Below are 17,292 nucleotides of genomic sequence, written 5' to 3'. Positions count from 1 at the left end.
TGCAATTACACTGAGAGAATTAATTTCTAAAAACTAATTCTTAGAGTTCTAAATGGGCATTGATCAACCAATAACTCCTAACACCTTCGGCTTTATAGCTGCTGCATTAACGACCATTGCATTCTTACCGCAGGTCATAAAGACATGGAAAAGCAAGAAGGCTGATGATGTATCGATAGTAATGCTCTTGATGTTTATCACTGGCCTCTTATTTTGGATCATCTATGCAATAGAAACGAATGCTCTTCCTGTTCTTATTGCAAACATCATTACCTTCATCCTCAACGTAACAATCCTTACCTTGAAGTTAATCTACGCGAAGCAACCCACTACAGCAGGCTAAAAGCATATGGCATCAGTGAATAGCAGCCAGCTTTTTTAAAGCTATTGACAACGCACGATGGCACCGCCAAGCGCTATGAGCGTTTCTGCCCGCGCTATCGCCATAAGTGCAAAGGGGCTCCCAAGTGCCAGTGGGGTAGTCGCATGCTTAAACGGCTAGTCAGTCATTCAAGAACTAGAAGCAAGAAGAAGAGGGTTTCACCAGGCCAACAGCAATTGCCATGGGCTTGCGATATTCGCACCAACTAAATCCCTGAGAATTGGCATCAAATTGCGGTGAGATTACGTAAGGCGAATGGCATCTGTGATAGCGATAGAGAGGGAAGTCTTTGGTGGTTACATTGAAGAGGTAGATGTATCGGCAGAGATAAGGATTGAAGGGCTTGGCTTTTCTGTTCCTGAAGTATCTGGTATTTATTAGTTAGCTCTAAAGCAACCGAGGTAAGTCAGCGAATGATCTCAATCGTGTCAGGTGTCGGATGCGTGATTCGTGTAGTATTGATGGTCTTGATGAATAATATAAGGACTTTATTTTTAGTTTTTTTGGTTTATCGCCTCCATCGTCTTCTCCCCTTCCTCCGTTGTTCGCTTGGGTCTCTACTGATGGCCCTCTCGAAGGGCACCCGCGTTGGATGCCCTCAAGTCCAGGACAGGTTTTTAGGGTTTCTACGTCCTCGGACTCCTGATCTAGGTCTAAGCAAGCAACAACAAGGCGTCAGTAGGCAGAATTACTCCTTTCGATCAAGCGTCTCTAAACGCCCCCGCACTACCTTGCGCACCACTCAGGGGCTGGATCGCACAAGCATTTTTTGCTGCTAAGAGCACAAAAAAGAACGGCCCGAATCTGGATGGGGGATTCAGGTAGTCCTTGTCTTGTTAACGACGATCTCAATAGCCAGTTCTGTCCGTTGAAACCCTTGAGGTCACTTGTCAGCAACTACTAGCTCAGACAAGAGAAAGGGGCCCGCAGGCCCCGTAGAACGACTCGTTGTATCCCAGCAAATATCGGCAGAGGGGTCCCACTCCAGCTGCCGTTAGCGGTCACTCTTTGGTGGCCGCTAACTCTTTGTCTGGCTCAGCTGCTGGTAGGGCAGCTTGAAGTTCACTGATCTGCTCGTTAAGGCGCTCAATCACCTGCGAGTGATGCTCCTTGCGAGCTTCAAGTTTGGCAACTTGGCGCTCGTTTTCTTGCGCACGCAGCTTGTTGTACTGCGAATCAGGAATTACAACAACGCGATCACGAGGAATGCTGTAGCCGAATGGAACGTCAAAGACGGAATCGAATAGTGAATACATGATTGTTCTCTTCAAGACCCCTACAGTTTGACTCCACCAGAATGTTCAACCGAACCAAAAGGGTCGTGAGAACCAGGGCCGGTTGGAGATAGACATCTCTTCGTGAACGTCACAGGTACGGTTTTCTCGACTAAAAATCCATCGATCAATAGGTCGGATCATCAAGGGAATACAAAAGTTGCATGGCTTGAGCAAGGTTCAAGCCTGGAGGCTTCTCTGCTATGAACTCCTCGAGCACCTAGAACTGCCCCGCGCTTGGCTCCTATAGCTCGCCGTTGCCTTGAAATTCAGCAATAAGGTTCGCGAGCTATTTCTTCTCACGCTGCGCACGTTTACGCCTGTTCTTGCCATCGCTGGCCATGTGAGACCATCAGCTGAGCGAGATTTCCCGCGCCTCGATGCTCAGTAAGTCCATAACTGGGATGTTCGGTCGTCGAAACAAAAAAGATGCTCCCAAGGAGGAACCCACAGAAACAGATCTCGAAAGGGGCTACAGGCTCGCTGCAGCTAGGCAAAAGGAGATCTTGAAAGAACTTCTCGCACAAAAACCAAAGCCCTGACTTTCCACTACTGGTCTAGGGACAAAGGGGTTGCAACGACCCTCACCACTCGGCTGACGTGGCCCTCCAGCCCACTTTTTGCAGTCTTTTCCATCGCTCCCCTGCCTCATCCACGTGGTGATCAATCGACCTGGTTTTCAGCAAGGCGAGCTCACCTCTCTTCAGCCGACCTTTGATCACTTCGATGGGGTGGTCGAGATGTCTACGCAAGGGAACATCTATCAAGTACAGATACCCTTTAAACACCCAACTGGGAAGCGCTCTGATGCAAAGGCCCTTTTCACGCATGAGATGGAGATAAAGGCAGCAGGGATCCCTTTCGAAATTTGAGAAGGTCATGACGATGAATGAGACCTACTTCGCTGAACTATTCGAACGCTGGCAAGCGGCCGATGAAGTTGACGCTGAGTTGATCCAACTGATCAAAGAGACTGTTCGATTTAGCGAAGAGACTGGAGACGACACTTTGCGTGATCGTGCGCGTGAGCTGCTATCTGGTGCTTTCCACCTGCCGAGCACTCCTCAAGAGATTGCTCTGGTCGGAGACGCGTTAGAAGGCACAGGCACAGTGCCTCCTGAAATACCTCCTGAAGACGACGAAGCTCGATAAAGACAGAAAGCCACCCGAAGGCGGCCAGTCGAGGGGCCTCAGACGCCGACTCGGCATTGCAACTCCGGCCTCGACACCAGCTCTTATCTGTTGAAACCGTTTCCCTATTGGAACCCACTACAACATTGGTGACAAACCCAATACACGAATAAAGTGCGAAGCTCTAGGGGTTTCTAGAAGCTATGCATGGACAAGAAAGGCGCTAAGGGTTATTGGATCAGCACTTCAACAGTCACCAATCCAGCTTTATTTGCTGAGTACGTTGAGAAGGTTGGGCCTTGGCTCAAAGAAGTTGGTGGAGTGGTTTTTGCTAAAGACACAGAACCTCAAGGGAAAGAGAAGACAGAAGGAGCGAACTTGGCAGTTATTTGTGAGTTCCCTTCGATGAGAGCAGCAGTCGATGCTTATGAATCAGCTGAGTATCAAGAGCTAAGCAAAATACGTAACGCAGCCACAGAGAATGCAACCTTCACGATCATGGAAGGTATGGATGAAGCGGCAAAACTAAGGAGAGCCATGGGTAAGTAGTCGTTTCTTGAAACTGTTACTTGGGTGACATCGCCTTTGATGTAAATCGACTAGAAGGCTGATGCTTTTTTTGTTTGACATGACCTTTCTGATGCATTGGAGCTTTAAAACTGGCTATCACGAGAAAGCAGCTCGTCAGTTCCTTGCTACAGGTGCCCCTATGCCTGAGTGCAAGTCTTGGAAGCGCTTCCACGCACCAGGCTCTGTACAAGGCTGGATCATTGTCGAAACCAACGACGCTGGAGTCTGCTATGAGCATGCAGCTGAGTGGGCTGAGTTCCTTGACTGGGACGTGACTCCCGTCTTCACGGATGATCAGGCAGGCCCATTGATTGGAAAGGTTTATAGCTAACTTCTCTTGCAAGGAGTGATGCAAGGTCCTAGCCCAGTTGGAACCTCCGAGGTTCCTGGGGAAGCTGTAGCTGACCTCGTCTCTTTCTCCCTGAATATTCACCAACCCTCCCCGATCTGGGGGAGGGCAAGACAAACGCATGAATCCACATTGAACAAAGCGCCTCTTTCCCCATGGCTCCTGCTCTGCTGTGTATAACCGCCGTGCTAGCCGGTGTGATCACCGGCTTGATCCACAGCCGCCTGTTCATGCGCGGGAACACTGCTGATGACACCAGTGAGAGCAAGCTCCTAGAAGCGCTCGCTTGAAGCAGACAACGACCCGACACGGGCATAGGTGCCATCACTGATCAACATCCACACGTTGGAGGTGAACAGACCTGGGATGTTGTCCTTGTAGGTCTGAAGTTGGTTAACGCTGCCCAGATGTCTACCTTCTCATCGGCGTGATTCTTCAGTTCCAAAACCACGACCCGCAGACCGTTCAGGTGGACGACGACATCATGACGACGTGTGCTTCGAGCCCTGAATCATCAACTGGGAACTGCAGCGAATGATCCGATCTGTGCCTTCAGCAGGACAGGACAGATCAAATCAGGTTGTCGTCCTGGGCTGGAATGATATGTAAATGGGCCGGTTCATGAGCCAGAAACGCATCCCTATGCACATTCAGAAGCAGGGTGCGGATATCGTCTCCGGCACGGATCAACAGTCCCTCTCCTTTGCAGGCCTGATCACTTTTGACAGCCTCGCCTTTGACCAGTCTTATGAGAATAAACAGCCTGGTCGGTTCAAAACGAGATAACTCAGGGCTCAGCGATGTTTGAAATTCCCAAACCGATTCACCGCAACAGGGTTCGACAACTGTTGGGCCGGGAATATCACATCACCAGACGCAAAGCCAACTGGCTGTTCGATTCCAGGCAATGGGCCACAACACGCGACGTCCTGGCGGCAAGCCACCGCAAATTCAGCCATCAGTCTCTGATCCTGCGCCCTTTAAAGGATGTGGATATGGTGCTTCAGCACAACAAGCGCAGGAATCTGGAGCTAGCGCTTGCGCAACTGGATCGAATCCTGATTCGTCCGGGAGAAACAATGTCCGTGTGGAAGCTGGTCGGACGACCCACTAGACGGAAAGGCTATCTAGAGGGTCTGGTGCTGAATCAGGGCAGGGTGTCCAGGGGGACAGGAGGAGGGCTTTGTCAGCTGGGAAATCTGCTGTTCTGGATAGCGGCCCACAGTCCGCTCACGATTTCAGAGCGATGGAGGCATGGTTTTGATGTGTTCCCGGATGTGAATCGAACCATTCCCTTTGGTGCCGGAGCAACGCTGGCGTACAACTATGTGGATCTGCAGATCACCAACAACACGCCCTATTGCTTCTCGATTCATCTATGGCTGGATGACATCCATCTGCATGGTGAACTCTGCTGTGATGAGGATTACGACTGCATCTACAGCGTCGAGGAGCGTCATCACAGGATCCAGCAGCAGATCTGGGGCGGCTATTCGAGGCACAATCAGCTCTATCAGATCTGCACAGCATCCGATGGTGGTAAAACGGAACAACTACTGGTGGAAAATCACGCGATCATGATGTACGAGCCGTTGCTGAAAGCGGCGTCATGATGACGTGATCCTGAACCAATCTCAGCCTGTTGAATCGTCATCGCCAATCCCTTGAGAATCGCCAGCTAGCTAGCTAGCCAACCAAGGCCACTGGATCCCGAAGGCCTCGAGGGGGTCCATCACCAACTTGTTAAGCGCACGCCCGAGCAATACCTGCGGTTCATCGGCGCGGATGGGGATCACAGAGTGCTGCAGGGCCCTGGGCAGGTCGGCGCCCCTCACGATCCCGCGCCTGAGCAGGGAGTTGCCCGCTTCCAGACCACACACGTAAGCGCGTTCCTGGCAGAGGCCTTTAGCACCATGTTCCTTCTCGCCCATCCGCACCCAGTCGCCGGCGCAGACCACCGAAGCCAGTGACGTCTCCATTGGTGGGCGCTTACTGAAACTTCCCGGCGAGAAGAGAGATACCGAACCCGGATAACGCCGCACCTCCTGATCCACGACCCTGGCCCCCCTGAAGGCAGGCTGCGCTATGGGCAGCAGATCCTGCATCAGGCAGTCGACGATCTCCTGATCGCTCAGCTCGGCAATGGCCGAGGCGTTGTAGAAGTCGCTGGCGATCACCGAGCCCTGCGGTAGCTGATCACCCCAGAGCGCCTGCTCCGACTCCCGCTGCAGTTGATCCAACATGAAGAAGGTGGCGCCGGCGCCTCTTAGTGCGCTGAAACGTGAGAACACATTGGCGGGATCGGCGACCGGCACGGTGCGATCCAGCCACAGACGGATCGACACCACATCGATCGATCCGAGCGTGGAGGCACGCACAAGCTCTGGCGCCAGCGCGCCGCACTGCGGGGATTGCGCCATCAAAGCACCCATTCCTTTGGCACTCACCGCAAGCACCACGGCATCGACATCCTCGATTAAACCGGTGCTCCCGCTTGTTACGGAACGGGTTGCCACCGAGCGGATGGCCTGAGTCTCCGGCGAGACGTTCAGCCGGGTGGCCAGGGTGCCGCCCAGCACCTCAAGCTGATGCTGCTCCTGCAGCCGCTCACTGAGCGGGGCAATCAGCTGTTCGGCGATGCTTTTCGACCTGATCCAACGCACATCGAAGGAATCCTGATGCGCCAGGGCGTAGTAGTAGAGGAGCTCCATCGTGACAGCGGCCGACAGCTCCTCCGGCGGCTTGAACAGCCCCACCAGCAACGTTGGCCGCAGGAAATCATCGATCATGCGATCACTGATCCTGAGCTGTCTAAACAGCGTCAGCGCATCGATCGAGTCGTAGCTCGTGTATACCGCATCGCTGCGGTTCAGATCGAGCATGGCGTAGAGCAGGCCGGCGATGCTGAGCCGATCAGCAACAGGCAGGCGCTTGAAGTTATTGATCGTTGCAGCAACCTGACCCAGGGGACTCGGCCACAGCGGAGCGTCACCGAAGACAGGAGCCGTCGCCTCCAGGCCTTCGGGTGACCAGAACGCACTAGTGGTGAACTCCGTAAAGATCGAGCCGAGCCCGAGCTCTGCCGTCAGGGCATTGATGTTGGGATAATCCTTCCAGAACCCCCGGGTGCCTGCCTCGAACGGTTTGCCGCTTGGCGTGGTGAGGGGCTGACTACCGGTTGGATCCGCCATCCCATCCATCAGGGTTACGCGAACACCCGCTTCGCAGAGTGCCTTGGCCGCACCCCAGCCAGCCCAGCCGGCCCCGATGACAACCGCATGAGATTGCTTTTTACCCGGAAAACCTTCGGCCATGAAGCTGTTTTACATCGGCCCAACCTAAAGAGATGAACTCATGAACCATGGGCTTCCTTAGCCACCTTGTGACAAAGGCAACTCTTGAAGGAAGTCTTCATTGTCTCCACAGAGCAACTACTATTTCTTCGTCTCTCCTTACAGGGGGGAGCGCAGCAAGACCCCTCTCTCTCGTTAAGAGCGCCTAAAAACTGACCTAAATTGGGTTAACGCTTAGGAGGGCTGTTTAAAAAAAATGGTTTTTCGCACCCTGAGAACAGACACTCGTAGACGTGTTGAGGAGATCATCCATCGCTTAGCGACTGGAGAACCTGTCAGCCTCGAGGAGCGGGCTCAACTGCAGAAGTATGCACTCCACATTCCTTTTGTTGCAGGCCAATTGAGAAGAGCCCTTAAGCATCGAGAGGAACTGGAGGCAGATGGACTTATTGAATGATCAGAGGGTTAACTCGCCACCGTCAGTTCTCTTTCTGATCTTGCCACCACACTCTTAACTTAAGGAGGCGAGAGTTGTCTGCGCTTATGCATTCTAGAAACTCAAGGATGTGGTTTTGCTATTGCTCAACATGTTTGCAATGGGTATGAAGACCCTCAATGAGTTGTTCTTCTGACATGAGATTAGAAATTGGTTGTTATTTGTAAGTTTAAGCTGCCAACTATCGAATGTCATTTTAAGCAAAGAGTGAGGTGGTTAAAGCAATACAAAGCCCCTGCAGTTGCAAGGGCTTTGTATTGCTTTTGAACCGTGATGCCATACCAACAATCGGCTTGGGTGGTTGACGCCGCCGAAATGGCGTCTGTCGAACGATCAAGATTGCGCCGCAAGCGTTCTTAGCGATGACAACAGGTAACGACAGCAAGGGAACTAACACATAAGTGCATGGCGTTTCAGGGCATGGGCACACCTGCTCTAGTTGTCATGGCTATTAATTCTATGCTTCCCATATTCTTGCTTCGATGGCTCCACAAGCAACTTAAGAAGCCCACAAACACTAAAAGGGTATCTCCAATGGAGGAGGACGTTATGAGCCACTGCTTGGAAAAAGCAGAAAGAACAAACCAGCCCCTAGGGGGGCTCTTTTTTTAGCCGCATGCCAGGATTCCTGATGTGGAGATTGCTCAATGACTGAAACCAAGAAGCCAAGTCCTATGAAGGACTTCACAGACAAGCTCTTCGATCTGTGCAGGGAATATCAGCAAGAGATCCCACCGCACAAAATTGCAGAAGTGTTAAGAGACTACGCAGAGCGGTTGGATTGATGGTGCGTTTCTCGTGCTCTTGTCCTCAACGATCGCTGAAATGTGCACACTAAAAATACCCTCTGTGTGAGAACAGAAGGAATCAACAACTAACAAACGACCAGCTGATCGCCAGCATCCGCCCAGCGATCACTCCTTGGTGGCGGCAAACTCTGTATATGGATCTACTTCATGTAGGGCAGGCTGCAATTCGGCAATCTGCTTCTCGAACTGATCAACAACTGAAGGATGCTCTGCTCTGCGTGCTTCAAGACGAGCAACGCGCTGTGCGTTTTGACACTCCTGAGCAGCCTTGTACTCAGAATTAGGGATCACAACAACGCGATCACGAGGAATGGTGTAGCCAAAGGGAGCATTGATGCCTTCGTCGAATCGTGAGTACAGGTCGTGCAATTCAAGACCTGTACAGCATGACGCCATCAGAACGTGAGAGCGAACTACAAAGGGCGTAAGAACCAGGGCCGGTCGGGGCTAGGCATCACCTCCTGAACGTCTCGAATACGGTTTGCGTCAATAAGAATCCATCGATCAACCCATCGCATCTTCGAGGGCAGGCCAGGGCTTCTCTCCTGTGATCTTGTCGATGACGAAGACCTGACCCTCACTTGGCTCGCTGGCCTCGCCGTTGTTCTGACATTCAGCAATACAAGCCTCGATCCCCTTCTTCTAAGGTTGGGCACAACTTTTTGTTCTTGCATTCCTGGCCATGTGAGAACATCAGCTTGACGAGCCCTTCAGTATCTAGATGAGCAGCAAGGAAAGCGAGCAGGAGATCGATCTTCGGATTGCTCGTATCAAGAACGAATTGGCTGAGGCAGAGGCTCGTCTAAAAAACGAAATCGCTGAGATATTGGCTCGTCTAAAGAAGGAATTGGCGGAGGTAGAAGCTCCTCTAAAGAAGGAATTGGCTAAAGCAGAGTTACAAAGGGGTTATATCCGTGCTGCTGCTAGGCAAAAGGAAATCCTGAAAGGTCTTCTCGAGCAGAAGCCAAGAGCTTGACTTGCTAGCTCTGAACTGGTGCAAGAGGGTGACACAACCCCTTGCCAATGGCTGACGTGGCCATCCAACCCTCTTTTTTCAAAAAGCTCTCGCATCTTCGAGGTGTCCTAAGCTGCTAGAAATACCGATGGGATAGCGGGTGACCCTTAAAACGACTCGCCGCTAGACATGTGAATGTAGCGTCTACTGACATCTGGTCTATAAATGAACTATCAAATGTTGCTCGAATGCCATGCCGCAGGGACAGCAATAACTGTAAAAGAGGCACAGCTATTGGATCTAGAGCTTGACTCTCAAATCGCAAGTATCAAAGTTTCTCGAACGCAGGGTTGTATTGAAGTCGCTCCTGATCACATTTGCCAATCAGCTGGTGTCTGCAAGGGTAGTTTCTGGATCACTTGCTTTGCCGCTGTACTTGATCAGATAACTCCTGTATCAGCTGGGAAGAAAGCAAGAGGGGCAACAGTCTTTGATGAGTTAATCAACAATCGTTATCTAGTTGATCGTTAGGCACTTGAGAACACACAGCTGCTATGCGATGAACAGACAGCCGTTGTGCCCCATGAAGTCAAAGGAGGACTATCTCACTCTTTATTCATGACTACAATTTAGGTGCCCTGATAGCTGCAGCCAAAAGGGAAGTGGATAATGAATCACCTTTTGAGCATGCAGCCATCCCACAGGCCAGAGAGACTAAGCCCCTATAGATCTTTTGAAGCGTTGCTCTGGTATGAATTTTAGATTAAAAGTTTGTTTATATGTTTAATAAGACATACAACGCATTCGTCTTCTTAATGAAATCGAGCAAAAACAAACTTCTATTCCCTGACTCAGTCCATCTAAGTAAATGATGCCTGGCCCACCTCGGACAGTAAACCAGTCAGACGAAAGATAGTTAATAGTCTGTCAGACAGGACATAGCTCAAGTAGAAGACTGAAGGCAGACTTTCAGACGGATTGAACTCTTTGGCTTTCTGAGTACTTGATTGATGCCGTAGCATTTGCAAATCGCCTTGAGATAAGTGGACATCGGCTAGCTTTAGGCCGTCGAATTTGGTGCTGGTATCTCCAGGCTCCCATACATACTCTCAAGTCCAGCAATGAACCTGCCAAGGTTGTGATCTTTAGAACTGAATTGCTTTGCCAAGGCTGCATGATCTAGTAGCCCACTCTCTTATGCTGTTTTTATGATTTTCTGCCGGATTGGTGGAAGAACACTATCAGGCAATAGGACTAAATCGGCCCCAAAGAAACTACAGCCTTTTTCTTTGTGTTGAAAAAATACTTGCTTTCACGACACAAAGGATATGATTAGGATCAATGGACTAAAGGCATGGATTTATTGCTAGCGCTAGGCATTCCGATGGTGGTCTTGGGTCTAGCCTATCTACTGATCAATAATGCTTCAGGATTTCCTGTTTGGTTAGAGAGGCTAACGAATAGAAGTGGAGCAATCTGGACATATGGTGTAATCATTATTGCCGTTATTTCCATAGTTAGATACGCCAGTGGAAATTAATCATGGGTTCATACCTTTGTAAATGAAATCATGCAAGAGTTCTCGAAAGCTAGTTTCATCACACTATTTCCTTCTCCCAGATACGCTCTAGCGATGCTCTGAAGTCTTCTGTTGCGAATGATCCATTCAGTGTCTTCTGGAAGAGTAGATGGGAGAGTCTTCGTAATTTCATGCCAACAGCGAAGCAAGCAACTGCCCAAGCAAGGATTACCCAAATGGGATGTTGCATCGCTAAAGCGCCTCCGCTCAGACAATGCTCTATCAGGCTCCTATCGGCACGAAACCGTCATCAAGTTGCAATCTGCCGCCTGATCGACTCACATGCATCCCCGTCCTGATCCCCATCTAGATAAAAGTGCCCTTGCCTGAGCAGTTCCTGCGCTGCACTCCATGAAATGATGTCCTTCAGCGATAACGCGTTCCCTTGCTGTTGCTCTGCTTATTTGTCCTGTAGTGTCATGGACGCTGGATCCCAGCAGAAACAGGCCACATTCCCATTCCTCCTTGCCTGACAGTGATCTCTAGAGCTCAGTAGGTCTGTGATCACACCCTTTGATGTACTGCCAATAGACAAACGCATTTCCCGACTTCACTAATGACTGGTTGATGTTGCTGCCATTAAGGATCACCTCTGCCACGGTTTTTTCATAGCGGTCAGTTGCCTTGGAGCGGAGAGTCACATCAGACCCAACCGGCAGAAGACTGTTGAGTGCTTGTCGTGCTGTTATGCCATAGTGCGATTGTGAAGTCTTTGGGGCATCTACGCAGGCAAGGCGTACTTTGATCCTTTGGCTGCCTTCTGTGACGGTCAAAGTGTCGCCATCCCCTATCGCAAGCACTTCTGCTGCATTGGAAGGGACTGCCCAAAGAGTAAGAAGCAGAACTAGAAGTGTCTTGCCCATATCCGCTCCAAACACTTAGCGAACTGCTTTTCAGTCAACGGTTTAGCAAGCTCTTGCTTTCTCTTAGCTCTCCTGATCCACCAAATCATCAAACCCCAGTAGAAAACAACCAACAAAACAACTTCGAGATAACTCCAGTGCAAGTGCCCCATCAGTTCTCTCCCAGTCCTTTTAGTTCCTTCAGAAGGGCACGGTTGAGGTTGTCATGGCAGCCAATGATCATCTGCCTGTAAATCGTGCCTTGCCTATAGGCGGCACATCCCTTGGAACAAAAATCATTAGTTATCTGCTTCCATCGATCAAAGGTTCCCGAAGGCAATTGAGGTTTCAAATTCTTATTGATCTTTTCAAAGGCAAGTGTCTCAGTAGTGAGGCGGCTTTGAATCTTCAACTGGAAAGTAAGCACGTTCTTCCTCATCAGATTCTTGGCTGCTGAGGTACTCATCAACTTCGTCATAGGAATCATCATCGACATCTCTTTCGTGAACAGTCACGCCTAAACCTCCATTTGATCTGATCTAACTCAATTTTGCCTGATCACATCTCATGGTGATAGGAGGAAGAAGCGTAGGTCCAGTAATAGAAGGGGTCTATGGCATTGCTGGTGAAGATGCCGGTGCCCTATATCACAAGTCACGAGGCGCTATCTAGGTTTAAGACAAGGCCGTGTCATAGAAGTCCCGCCTTAGCTCAAGCCTGCTCCTGATGCTGATCTCACTGAATAACTCACAGTAGATGCCACGTTTGTGTTCAGGGTTGGCATCTAAGGAGTGGAGGTCCAAAAGTGGTTAGAAATCGCGTTTTGAAAAAGTCCAATCCGGTGAGCTGCTTTCGCTCGTGTAAAAACCAGACAATCATCTTGCTAACGCCGTGAACGCAAATGCTCTGTCTGCAAGCTGCTTGAACATCTGAGCGTGAATGAATTAAATGATCGGAGGTTAAGTGGAGAATTTCATTCAGCTCACCTACTAGACAGTCATCATCATCTGATTCGTGTGTAGCATGGCTAGCGAATAGCAAAACAAAGGAAACATCAAGCATCACAATCGCCACCATCTTAGGTAATTTGCCCAGCCGTCTGGTGGAGCAAATCTTATTCGCAATCAAAGGGCTAGTGTCCTTCTGCAGTTGGTGTAACGAGAATGTCTTTAGAGCTGCTCAACCATATTGCAAAGGCCTTACATCCCCACGAAGTTCATTCATAGAGATCTTAGCTTTGATGTTGTGCGACTCACCGGTATCGAAACGATGACTAAATTTTGACTAGCGTTGCATTATTGGAAACCTACTTCTGAGCATCTTTTGTTGAGCTGCTTTTCATACTCCTTTGGATCAGCAAAGCCTTTCCCATAAGCACCTCGATTAAAGACAATCCCATGCACTAGAAAGTTGTAAGCAAACTCCGAAGTCATCTCTCCATTTCGCCACTGCTCGCAGTAAAAGCGAGCTAATTCATCTTCTGTCATTTGATTTCCGCACCCAGCCACGTTGATGGCAAGTACAACAAGCGTGAGCATGATTTTTTTTACTATGCTGACTAGAAGCAAAACATCTCCTTTCCGCAAAGCTCTATTGCGTTAAAATGGATATGAGCTTCTGGCAAGTCTATATTCACACCTACAACAAATCAACCAATGCCTAACGCCTTCTTGGCTTCATGGTTTCTAAATCAATTAATCATTCTTAAATCTAAAGTCTACAACGGCTAAAGCATAACGCTCAAGAGCGGAGTATTCTAATTATGATAAAATATACAAATGATCTTCAAGCCTCTATATGCGATGCACGCCAATCTCAGATTTCATCTTCAAATCTGCATTGGCCGGCATATTACTCTGCACATTAACAATCTCTGCGGAGGCAAAGGATAAAGTCATTGAAGGCACAACTTATAGCTATAATTGCAGAGAAGGGCTATGGAAAAGCAAAATAATTGGTCGTGGAGTCAACGACAAAGAATGGATTACAATTGAAAGACTGGAGGAGCTTTCAGGTACTCGACAAGTAAATGTTAGGAATGATATTGAAAAATTATGCCAATCCTCTTCACTAATCTCTAAAGCCAAAAGAGCATTTGGAGCCGATTGTGAGCTAGCAAGTGATTCTTTTGATCCCAGGAATTGGCAAATTGATTATGCAAGTAGAATCAACGCTCATGGAAATAAGTACTTGATCTTCGCAATAAGACATGGTGATGGAAGCAGGAAGCTCTGCCTTTCGAAGAATAATTTTAGAGACAACTCACCCATCAAAACCCCTGGCAGGAGCCTGTTTCTCCATAACATCGAAAGACAAGCGGGTTCATCGTTTATTGAATACGAATATCATCCTGGGAATGGATGGGGCTACGAGGTTAAAAAGTACCGACTAGATTTTAGTGATCCAGAACGACCAAGTTTTAGCGTGGTTGATAGTTGGATCCATCAGCGGTAAATAGAATTCGGCTTAACTGAGGCAGGCAGAATACTACTTATGCTTATCTCAAAGCAAATGCTAAGGCTCGGTTGCTATTGCCTTGCAGCTTTAAACCTATAAGATTTAGCTAACCAGTCATTTGCCAATGGATCGAAATGTTTTAGGCGAACCTCTCGAGATTTGTAGTTGTGATCCGAACACGGGTTGGTATCGAGACGGAAAATGTAGAACTGATGGATATGACCTTGGTCAGCATACGGTTTGCTGCGTGATCAGTGAGCAATTTCTGACCTATAGCAAAGCTCAAGGGAACGATCTATCAACGCCAATGCCTCAGTATGGATTCTCAGGGTTGAAACCAGGTGATCATTGGTGTGTATGTGCATCTCGTTGGAAACAAGCCTATGATGATGGCATGGCCCCAAATATTCGATTAGAGGCAACGAATATTGAGGTTTTGGCAGCTATAGATCTTCAGATACTCAAGCAATACAGTCATGCTTGAGCTGCATAGATCTTTGAGAATTGAGAGCGCTGAGAAGCATGATCGATATCTCGGATGCGCCAAGGAATCATTATTTAATACTCTTTTAAAAATACTTTGGCATCCATCAGATTTATGTATGTTGAAGAACTAAATACTTCCCAGTACTTTAAGGGATAGTGGCCATGGTTGTTATCAATCCTCCCTTTCTGAAGGGCTTTCAGCAAAGGTCTGCTCCAAGCGCCTTTTAAATTCGACGTCCCGACTGATTGGACTAAGATCCCTTTGCGGCTTGAAGTTTGTGCCGACTTCCTTTGGAGGCTTGAATTCGACTTGCAAGTCCCTTCTTTTACTGAATAGTCCCATCGTCATACCTAGCCACCAGAACTGAAGTCCAGCGAAAACAAGAAAACAGAGCCCAAGCCCTATGTAGCCAGCGTTCATCTCCATACAGGAAGCCTTGCATACAACTGGCATGGGCTCGATATGAGCGGCTTTGGCAAGAACAGGCGAATGCCTGCCAAACGAGAGAAAAAGTGAATCAAAGCTCGTGAACTCGACCAGCTCGCAGTTGTTGACCAGCTCGCGGAGCAGATTGCTGACCGCTGGCTGCTAATGATGTGGGATCAGCCTGGCGCTGCTTAGGTGGGATAAAACAAACAGGGACCAGGGATCTTGGATCAAAGAGAACGTCTACTCCCCCCTGTTGCTATGCGAGTGGGCATTTGATACCTAAGCTTGTTGCCTTGGTGCGTGCAAACGCCTTGTGACTTAGCCAAAGTTGGAACGAACGCATGAGCTGCCCTCTGTACCTACCAGAGGGCCTTTTTTTATGGCAGAGGAGATAGACCTCGATCTGCTCAATCAACGTCGCCCTGCTTCCAGCCAGTGCCATCGATAGAAGGAGCCCAAACCTTGATGCAGTCGGTTCTCGTCGCCTCTTCCCATTCCTTACTCTCCTCATTCTGCAGATATTGACTCCACTCTTTGATTGAGTCGCCCTATCTTTCTCCGACGCACCACTGTGGGCATAGGTCGAAGTATTTTTCTGATAGTCAAGGTTGGCGTATAGATTTCTCAGCTCTAGAAGGAGCAGCCAGAGCTCCGATCAGCAAGAAGAGCATCAGAGCTTGAGCCGCATTGGCGAATGTATTTCTTTGGTTCTCCCAATAGCCTGAAGGGAGCCTTCTTTCTCTTGGGGCCTCAGTTCACATAAAGCCAGCGCGCCTGATCAAGCACCTGCTTCAACTGGTCGTCATCGAGAGCAAGGGCTTCTGGCCAAACATCAGAGAGCCAAGCACGTAGCTTGATGCAATCGATTCCAGCCTTGCTCTGCCAGGGTGTAAAAAACTCCTCCTGAGCAGCCAGAACTCGGAACTTCAGGAACTCCAGCAAGCGGGCTCGCAGCCGCTGTTGGTTAGGCATTCAATGGATCGTTCCGGTCTGTTAAAAATACAACTCCGATCCAAGAGAAAAGAAGTCAAGAAAAAACAGTAAGATTGAGATGGATTAGCCGGCCTATCAGTGCCTCTAACCGGTGAACAGACGCAAGCATGCAAGCAGCAATCAACAACTGGATGATCACCAAGCATCAGAGCAAGCTCCTTTAGATCATCGATAAAATCGGCTTGGGAGAAGAGAACAAGCTGAAGACTGAATCATTTCACCTCGTTTACTGAGCCATTTGGTCAGAAAAATCTGCTGATTCATTTTGAATTAATCCAAGCTGACTTTTCCCTTGTTGCTCAGCAACTCACCTCTTAAAGCCATGGTGTTGATCTTGTGGAGGTGTGCACCATCACGCTGCAGTTCAAGATTCCCTTAGGAACAAAAGACCCCCGAGGAACCAGGAGGTCTTTTCTCTCCCACACCCATAGGTGCTAGCGGTCAGGTTTCAGCTGCCGCCAACCCTTTGTCTGGCACTGGTTCTTGCTGAGAAGGCTGCAATTCGGCAATCTGCTTCTCGAGCTGATCAACAACTGAAAGATGCTCTGCTCTGCGTGCTTCAAGACGAGCAACGCGCTGTGCGTTTTGACGTTCCTGAGCAGCCTTGTACGCAGAATCAGGGATCACAACAACGCGATCACGAGGAATGGTGTAGCCAAAGGGAGCATTGAAGACTTCGTCGAATCGTGAATACATGTCATTCAGTTCAAGACCCCTACAGCATGACGCCATCAGAATTTCCGACCGAACCAAAAAGGTCGTAAGAACCAGTGCCGGTCGGCGATAGACATCACCACCTGAACGGCTCGTGTACGGTTTTCGCGAATCAAAATCCATCGATCAATCCATCGCATCTTTGAGGGAACCCCAGAGCTTCTTTGCTTGCGCAAGGTTTCAAAGCAAACGCTTCTCTCCTGTGATCTTGTTGATGACATAGAACCGCTACTCGCTTGGATCGCTGGTTTCTCCGTTGTCCTTACATTCATCAATACAAGCCTCGATCCACTTCTTCTCAGATTGGGAGCAACTTTTATTGTTCTTGCTCTATCTGGTCATGTAAGCCCATCAGATGTGTGCAAGGCTTCTCTTATGCAACACGCTCTGAGTTGAGATGAATGCTGGCTATATCGCTCTTGGGATCTGTTTGCTTGTCTTCCTTGGCCTTCAGTTTTGGTGGGTAGGAATGACGATGAGAAATGGCCGTGGTGGGGCAAACGGATGGGGGAGAACAGGTCTTTTTGACTTC

General features: G+C 49.1%; 25 protein-coding genes. 14 read left to right on the top strand and 11 right to left on the bottom strand.

Annotated elements, in window-relative coordinates; translation table 11 throughout:
• Window positions 1-52 precede the first annotated feature (52 nt).
• Both SIB66_RS08775 and SIB66_RS08770 read left to right on the top strand, forming a co-directional pair.
• Entirely contained in the window at window positions 53-343 is a 291-nt protein-coding gene (locus SIB66_RS08775) for a SemiSWEET transporter (protein ID WP_063405548.1), read from the top strand.
• Between the two features lie 44 nt (window positions 344-387).
• Window positions 388-591: a hypothetical protein gene (locus tag SIB66_RS08770; protein WP_236073608.1), complete on the top strand. Its 204-nt coding sequence runs from the start codon at window positions 388-390 to the stop codon at window positions 589-591.
• Between the two features lie 792 nt (window positions 592-1,383).
• Here the strand turns inward: SIB66_RS08770 and SIB66_RS08765 are convergent.
• Complete coding sequence (locus tag SIB66_RS08765) at window positions 1,384-1,638, bottom strand: guanylate-binding protein (RefSeq protein ID WP_011130332.1); 255 nt, start codon at window positions 1,636-1,638, stop codon at window positions 1,384-1,386.
• Between the two features lie 280 nt (window positions 1,639-1,918).
• Here SIB66_RS08765 and SIB66_RS08760 point away from each other — a divergent pair, with 280 nt between their 5' ends.
• Both SIB66_RS08760 and SIB66_RS08755 read left to right on the top strand, forming a co-directional pair.
• A complete protein-coding gene (locus SIB66_RS08760) occupies window positions 1,919-2,047 on the top strand; it encodes a hypothetical protein (protein ID WP_268873702.1) in 129 nt (42 codons plus the stop codon).
• Window positions 2,037-2,198 carry a hypothetical protein gene (locus SIB66_RS08755; RefSeq protein WP_413410307.1) on the top strand — a complete coding sequence of 54 codons (162 nt, stop codon included), beginning with the start codon at window positions 2,037-2,039 and terminating at the stop codon, window positions 2,196-2,198. Before SIB66_RS08760 ends, SIB66_RS08755 begins: the two co-directional genes overlap by 11 nt.
• Before the next feature lie 42 nt (window positions 2,199-2,240).
• On the opposite strand, the gene SIB66_RS08750 is transcribed toward SIB66_RS08755, so the two are convergent.
• Complete coding sequence (locus SIB66_RS08750; protein ID WP_236070476.1) at window positions 2,241-2,537, bottom strand: DUF1651 domain-containing protein; 297 nt, start codon at window positions 2,535-2,537, stop codon at window positions 2,241-2,243.
• On the opposite strand from SIB66_RS08750, the gene SIB66_RS08745 reads away from it, so the two are divergent.
• The 4 genes from SIB66_RS08745 to SIB66_RS08730 all read left to right on the top strand — a co-directional run bounded on the left by SIB66_RS08745 (window position 2,536) and on the right by SIB66_RS08730 (window position 3,996).
• Window positions 2,536-2,808 carry a hypothetical protein gene (locus tag SIB66_RS08745; protein ID WP_236070475.1) on the top strand — a complete coding sequence of 91 codons (273 nt, stop codon included), beginning with the start codon at window positions 2,536-2,538 and terminating at the stop codon, window positions 2,806-2,808. The genes SIB66_RS08750 and SIB66_RS08745 overlap by 2 nt on opposite strands.
• A gap of 186 nt (window positions 2,809-2,994) precedes the next feature.
• On the top strand, window positions 2,995-3,336 hold the full coding sequence (locus tag SIB66_RS08740; protein WP_011130326.1) for a DUF1330 domain-containing protein: 342 nt from the start codon (window positions 2,995-2,997) through the stop codon (window positions 3,334-3,336).
• Between the two features lie 79 nt (window positions 3,337-3,415).
• Window positions 3,416-3,688, top strand: a complete 273-nt coding sequence (locus tag SIB66_RS08735) for a DUF3303 domain-containing protein (protein ID WP_063407780.1) — start codon at window positions 3,416-3,418, stop codon at window positions 3,686-3,688.
• Between the two features lie 173 nt (window positions 3,689-3,861).
• Window positions 3,862-3,996: a hypothetical protein gene (locus SIB66_RS08730; protein ID WP_268873701.1), complete on the top strand. Its 135-nt coding sequence runs from the start codon at window positions 3,862-3,864 to the stop codon at window positions 3,994-3,996.
• 41 nt (window positions 3,997-4,037) lie between these two features.
• On the opposite strand, the gene SIB66_RS08725 is transcribed toward SIB66_RS08730, so the two are convergent.
• On the bottom strand, window positions 4,038-4,157 hold the full coding sequence (locus SIB66_RS08725; protein WP_328585310.1) for a hypothetical protein: 120 nt from the start codon (window positions 4,155-4,157) through the stop codon (window positions 4,038-4,040).
• Between the two features lie 170 nt (window positions 4,158-4,327).
• Here SIB66_RS08725 and SIB66_RS08720 point away from each other — a divergent pair, with 170 nt between their 5' ends.
• Together SIB66_RS08720 and SIB66_RS08715 are read left to right on the top strand one after the other, a co-directional pair.
• Entirely contained in the window at window positions 4,328-4,492 is a 165-nt protein-coding gene (locus SIB66_RS08720) for a hypothetical protein (RefSeq protein WP_236073572.1), read from the top strand.
• Between the two features lie 14 nt (window positions 4,493-4,506).
• Window positions 4,507-5,319, top strand: coding sequence for a VanW family protein (locus SIB66_RS08715; RefSeq protein WP_063407776.1), 813 nt, complete (start codon window positions 4,507-4,509; stop codon window positions 5,317-5,319).
• Between the two features lie 69 nt (window positions 5,320-5,388).
• Here SIB66_RS08715 and SIB66_RS08710 read toward each other — a convergent pair whose 3' ends face one another.
• Entirely contained in the window at window positions 5,389-7,020 is a 1,632-nt protein-coding gene (locus SIB66_RS08710) for an FAD-dependent oxidoreductase (protein WP_063407775.1), read from the bottom strand.
• Between the two features lie 235 nt (window positions 7,021-7,255).
• On the opposite strand from SIB66_RS08710, the gene SIB66_RS08705 reads away from it, so the two are divergent.
• Window positions 7,256-7,456, top strand: a complete 201-nt coding sequence (locus tag SIB66_RS08705) for a hypothetical protein (protein ID WP_063395349.1) — start codon at window positions 7,256-7,258, stop codon at window positions 7,454-7,456.
• A gap of 230 nt (window positions 7,457-7,686) precedes the next feature.
• Here SIB66_RS08705 and SIB66_RS08700 read toward each other — a convergent pair whose 3' ends face one another.
• Window positions 7,687-7,845: a hypothetical protein gene (locus tag SIB66_RS08700; protein WP_236070473.1), complete on the bottom strand. Its 159-nt coding sequence runs from the start codon at window positions 7,843-7,845 to the stop codon at window positions 7,687-7,689.
• Window positions 7,846-8,409: 564 nt separating this feature from the next.
• The gene (locus tag SIB66_RS08695; RefSeq protein WP_236070472.1) at window positions 8,410-8,700 is read right to left on the bottom strand and encodes a guanylate-binding protein; all 291 of its coding nucleotides are present in this window, start codon (window positions 8,698-8,700) and stop codon (window positions 8,410-8,412) included.
• Between the two features lie 325 nt (window positions 8,701-9,025).
• Here SIB66_RS08695 and SIB66_RS08690 point away from each other — a divergent pair, with 325 nt between their 5' ends.
• Window positions 9,026-9,280, top strand: a complete 255-nt coding sequence (locus SIB66_RS08690; RefSeq protein WP_063395351.1) for a hypothetical protein — start codon at window positions 9,026-9,028, stop codon at window positions 9,278-9,280.
• Window positions 9,281-11,320: 2,040 nt separating this feature from the next.
• Here the strand turns inward: SIB66_RS08690 and SIB66_RS08685 are convergent.
• From SIB66_RS08685 to SIB66_RS08675, 3 genes are all read right to left on the bottom strand, one after another.
• Window positions 11,321-11,701: a thermonuclease family protein gene (locus SIB66_RS08685; protein ID WP_236070471.1), complete on the bottom strand. Its 381-nt coding sequence runs from the start codon at window positions 11,699-11,701 to the stop codon at window positions 11,321-11,323.
• A 151-nt stretch (window positions 11,702-11,852) separates the two neighbouring features.
• A complete protein-coding gene (locus SIB66_RS08680; RefSeq protein WP_413681245.1) occupies window positions 11,853-12,146 on the bottom strand; it encodes a chorismate-binding protein in 294 nt (97 codons plus the stop codon).
• A gap of 829 nt (window positions 12,147-12,975) precedes the next feature.
• Window positions 12,976-13,218 (bottom strand): hypothetical protein, encoded by a 243-nt coding sequence (locus SIB66_RS08675; protein WP_063407769.1) that lies wholly within the window; start codon window positions 13,216-13,218, stop codon window positions 12,976-12,978.
• Window positions 13,219-13,519: 301 nt separating this feature from the next.
• Here SIB66_RS08675 and SIB66_RS08670 point away from each other — a divergent pair, with 301 nt between their 5' ends.
• Together SIB66_RS08670 and SIB66_RS08665 are read left to right on the top strand one after the other, a co-directional pair.
• Entirely contained in the window at window positions 13,520-14,134 is a 615-nt protein-coding gene (locus tag SIB66_RS08670; protein ID WP_236070469.1) for a hypothetical protein, read from the top strand.
• A 127-nt stretch (window positions 14,135-14,261) separates the two neighbouring features.
• The gene (locus tag SIB66_RS08665; protein WP_063407778.1) at window positions 14,262-14,621 is read left to right on the top strand and encodes a DUF2237 family protein; all 360 of its coding nucleotides are present in this window, start codon (window positions 14,262-14,264) and stop codon (window positions 14,619-14,621) included.
• 1,182 nt (window positions 14,622-15,803) lie between these two features.
• On the opposite strand, the gene SIB66_RS08660 is transcribed toward SIB66_RS08665, so the two are convergent.
• Complete coding sequence (locus tag SIB66_RS08660; RefSeq protein ID WP_011130345.1) at window positions 15,804-16,025, bottom strand: hypothetical protein; 222 nt, start codon at window positions 16,023-16,025, stop codon at window positions 15,804-15,806.
• 462 nt (window positions 16,026-16,487) lie between these two features.
• The gene (locus tag SIB66_RS08655) at window positions 16,488-16,883 is read right to left on the bottom strand and encodes a guanylate-binding protein (RefSeq protein WP_236073570.1); all 396 of its coding nucleotides are present in this window, start codon (window positions 16,881-16,883) and stop codon (window positions 16,488-16,490) included.
• Between the last annotated feature and the right edge of the window lie 409 nt (window positions 16,884-17,292).

The sequence above is a fragment of the Prochlorococcus sp. MIT 1318 genome (assembly GCF_047304505.1).
GTDB lineage: Bacteria > Cyanobacteriota > Cyanobacteriia > PCC-6307 > Cyanobiaceae > Prochlorococcus > Prochlorococcus marinus_D.
Note: the sequence above shows the minus strand (reverse complement) of the source record. Positions and strands in the feature narration are given on the sequence as shown.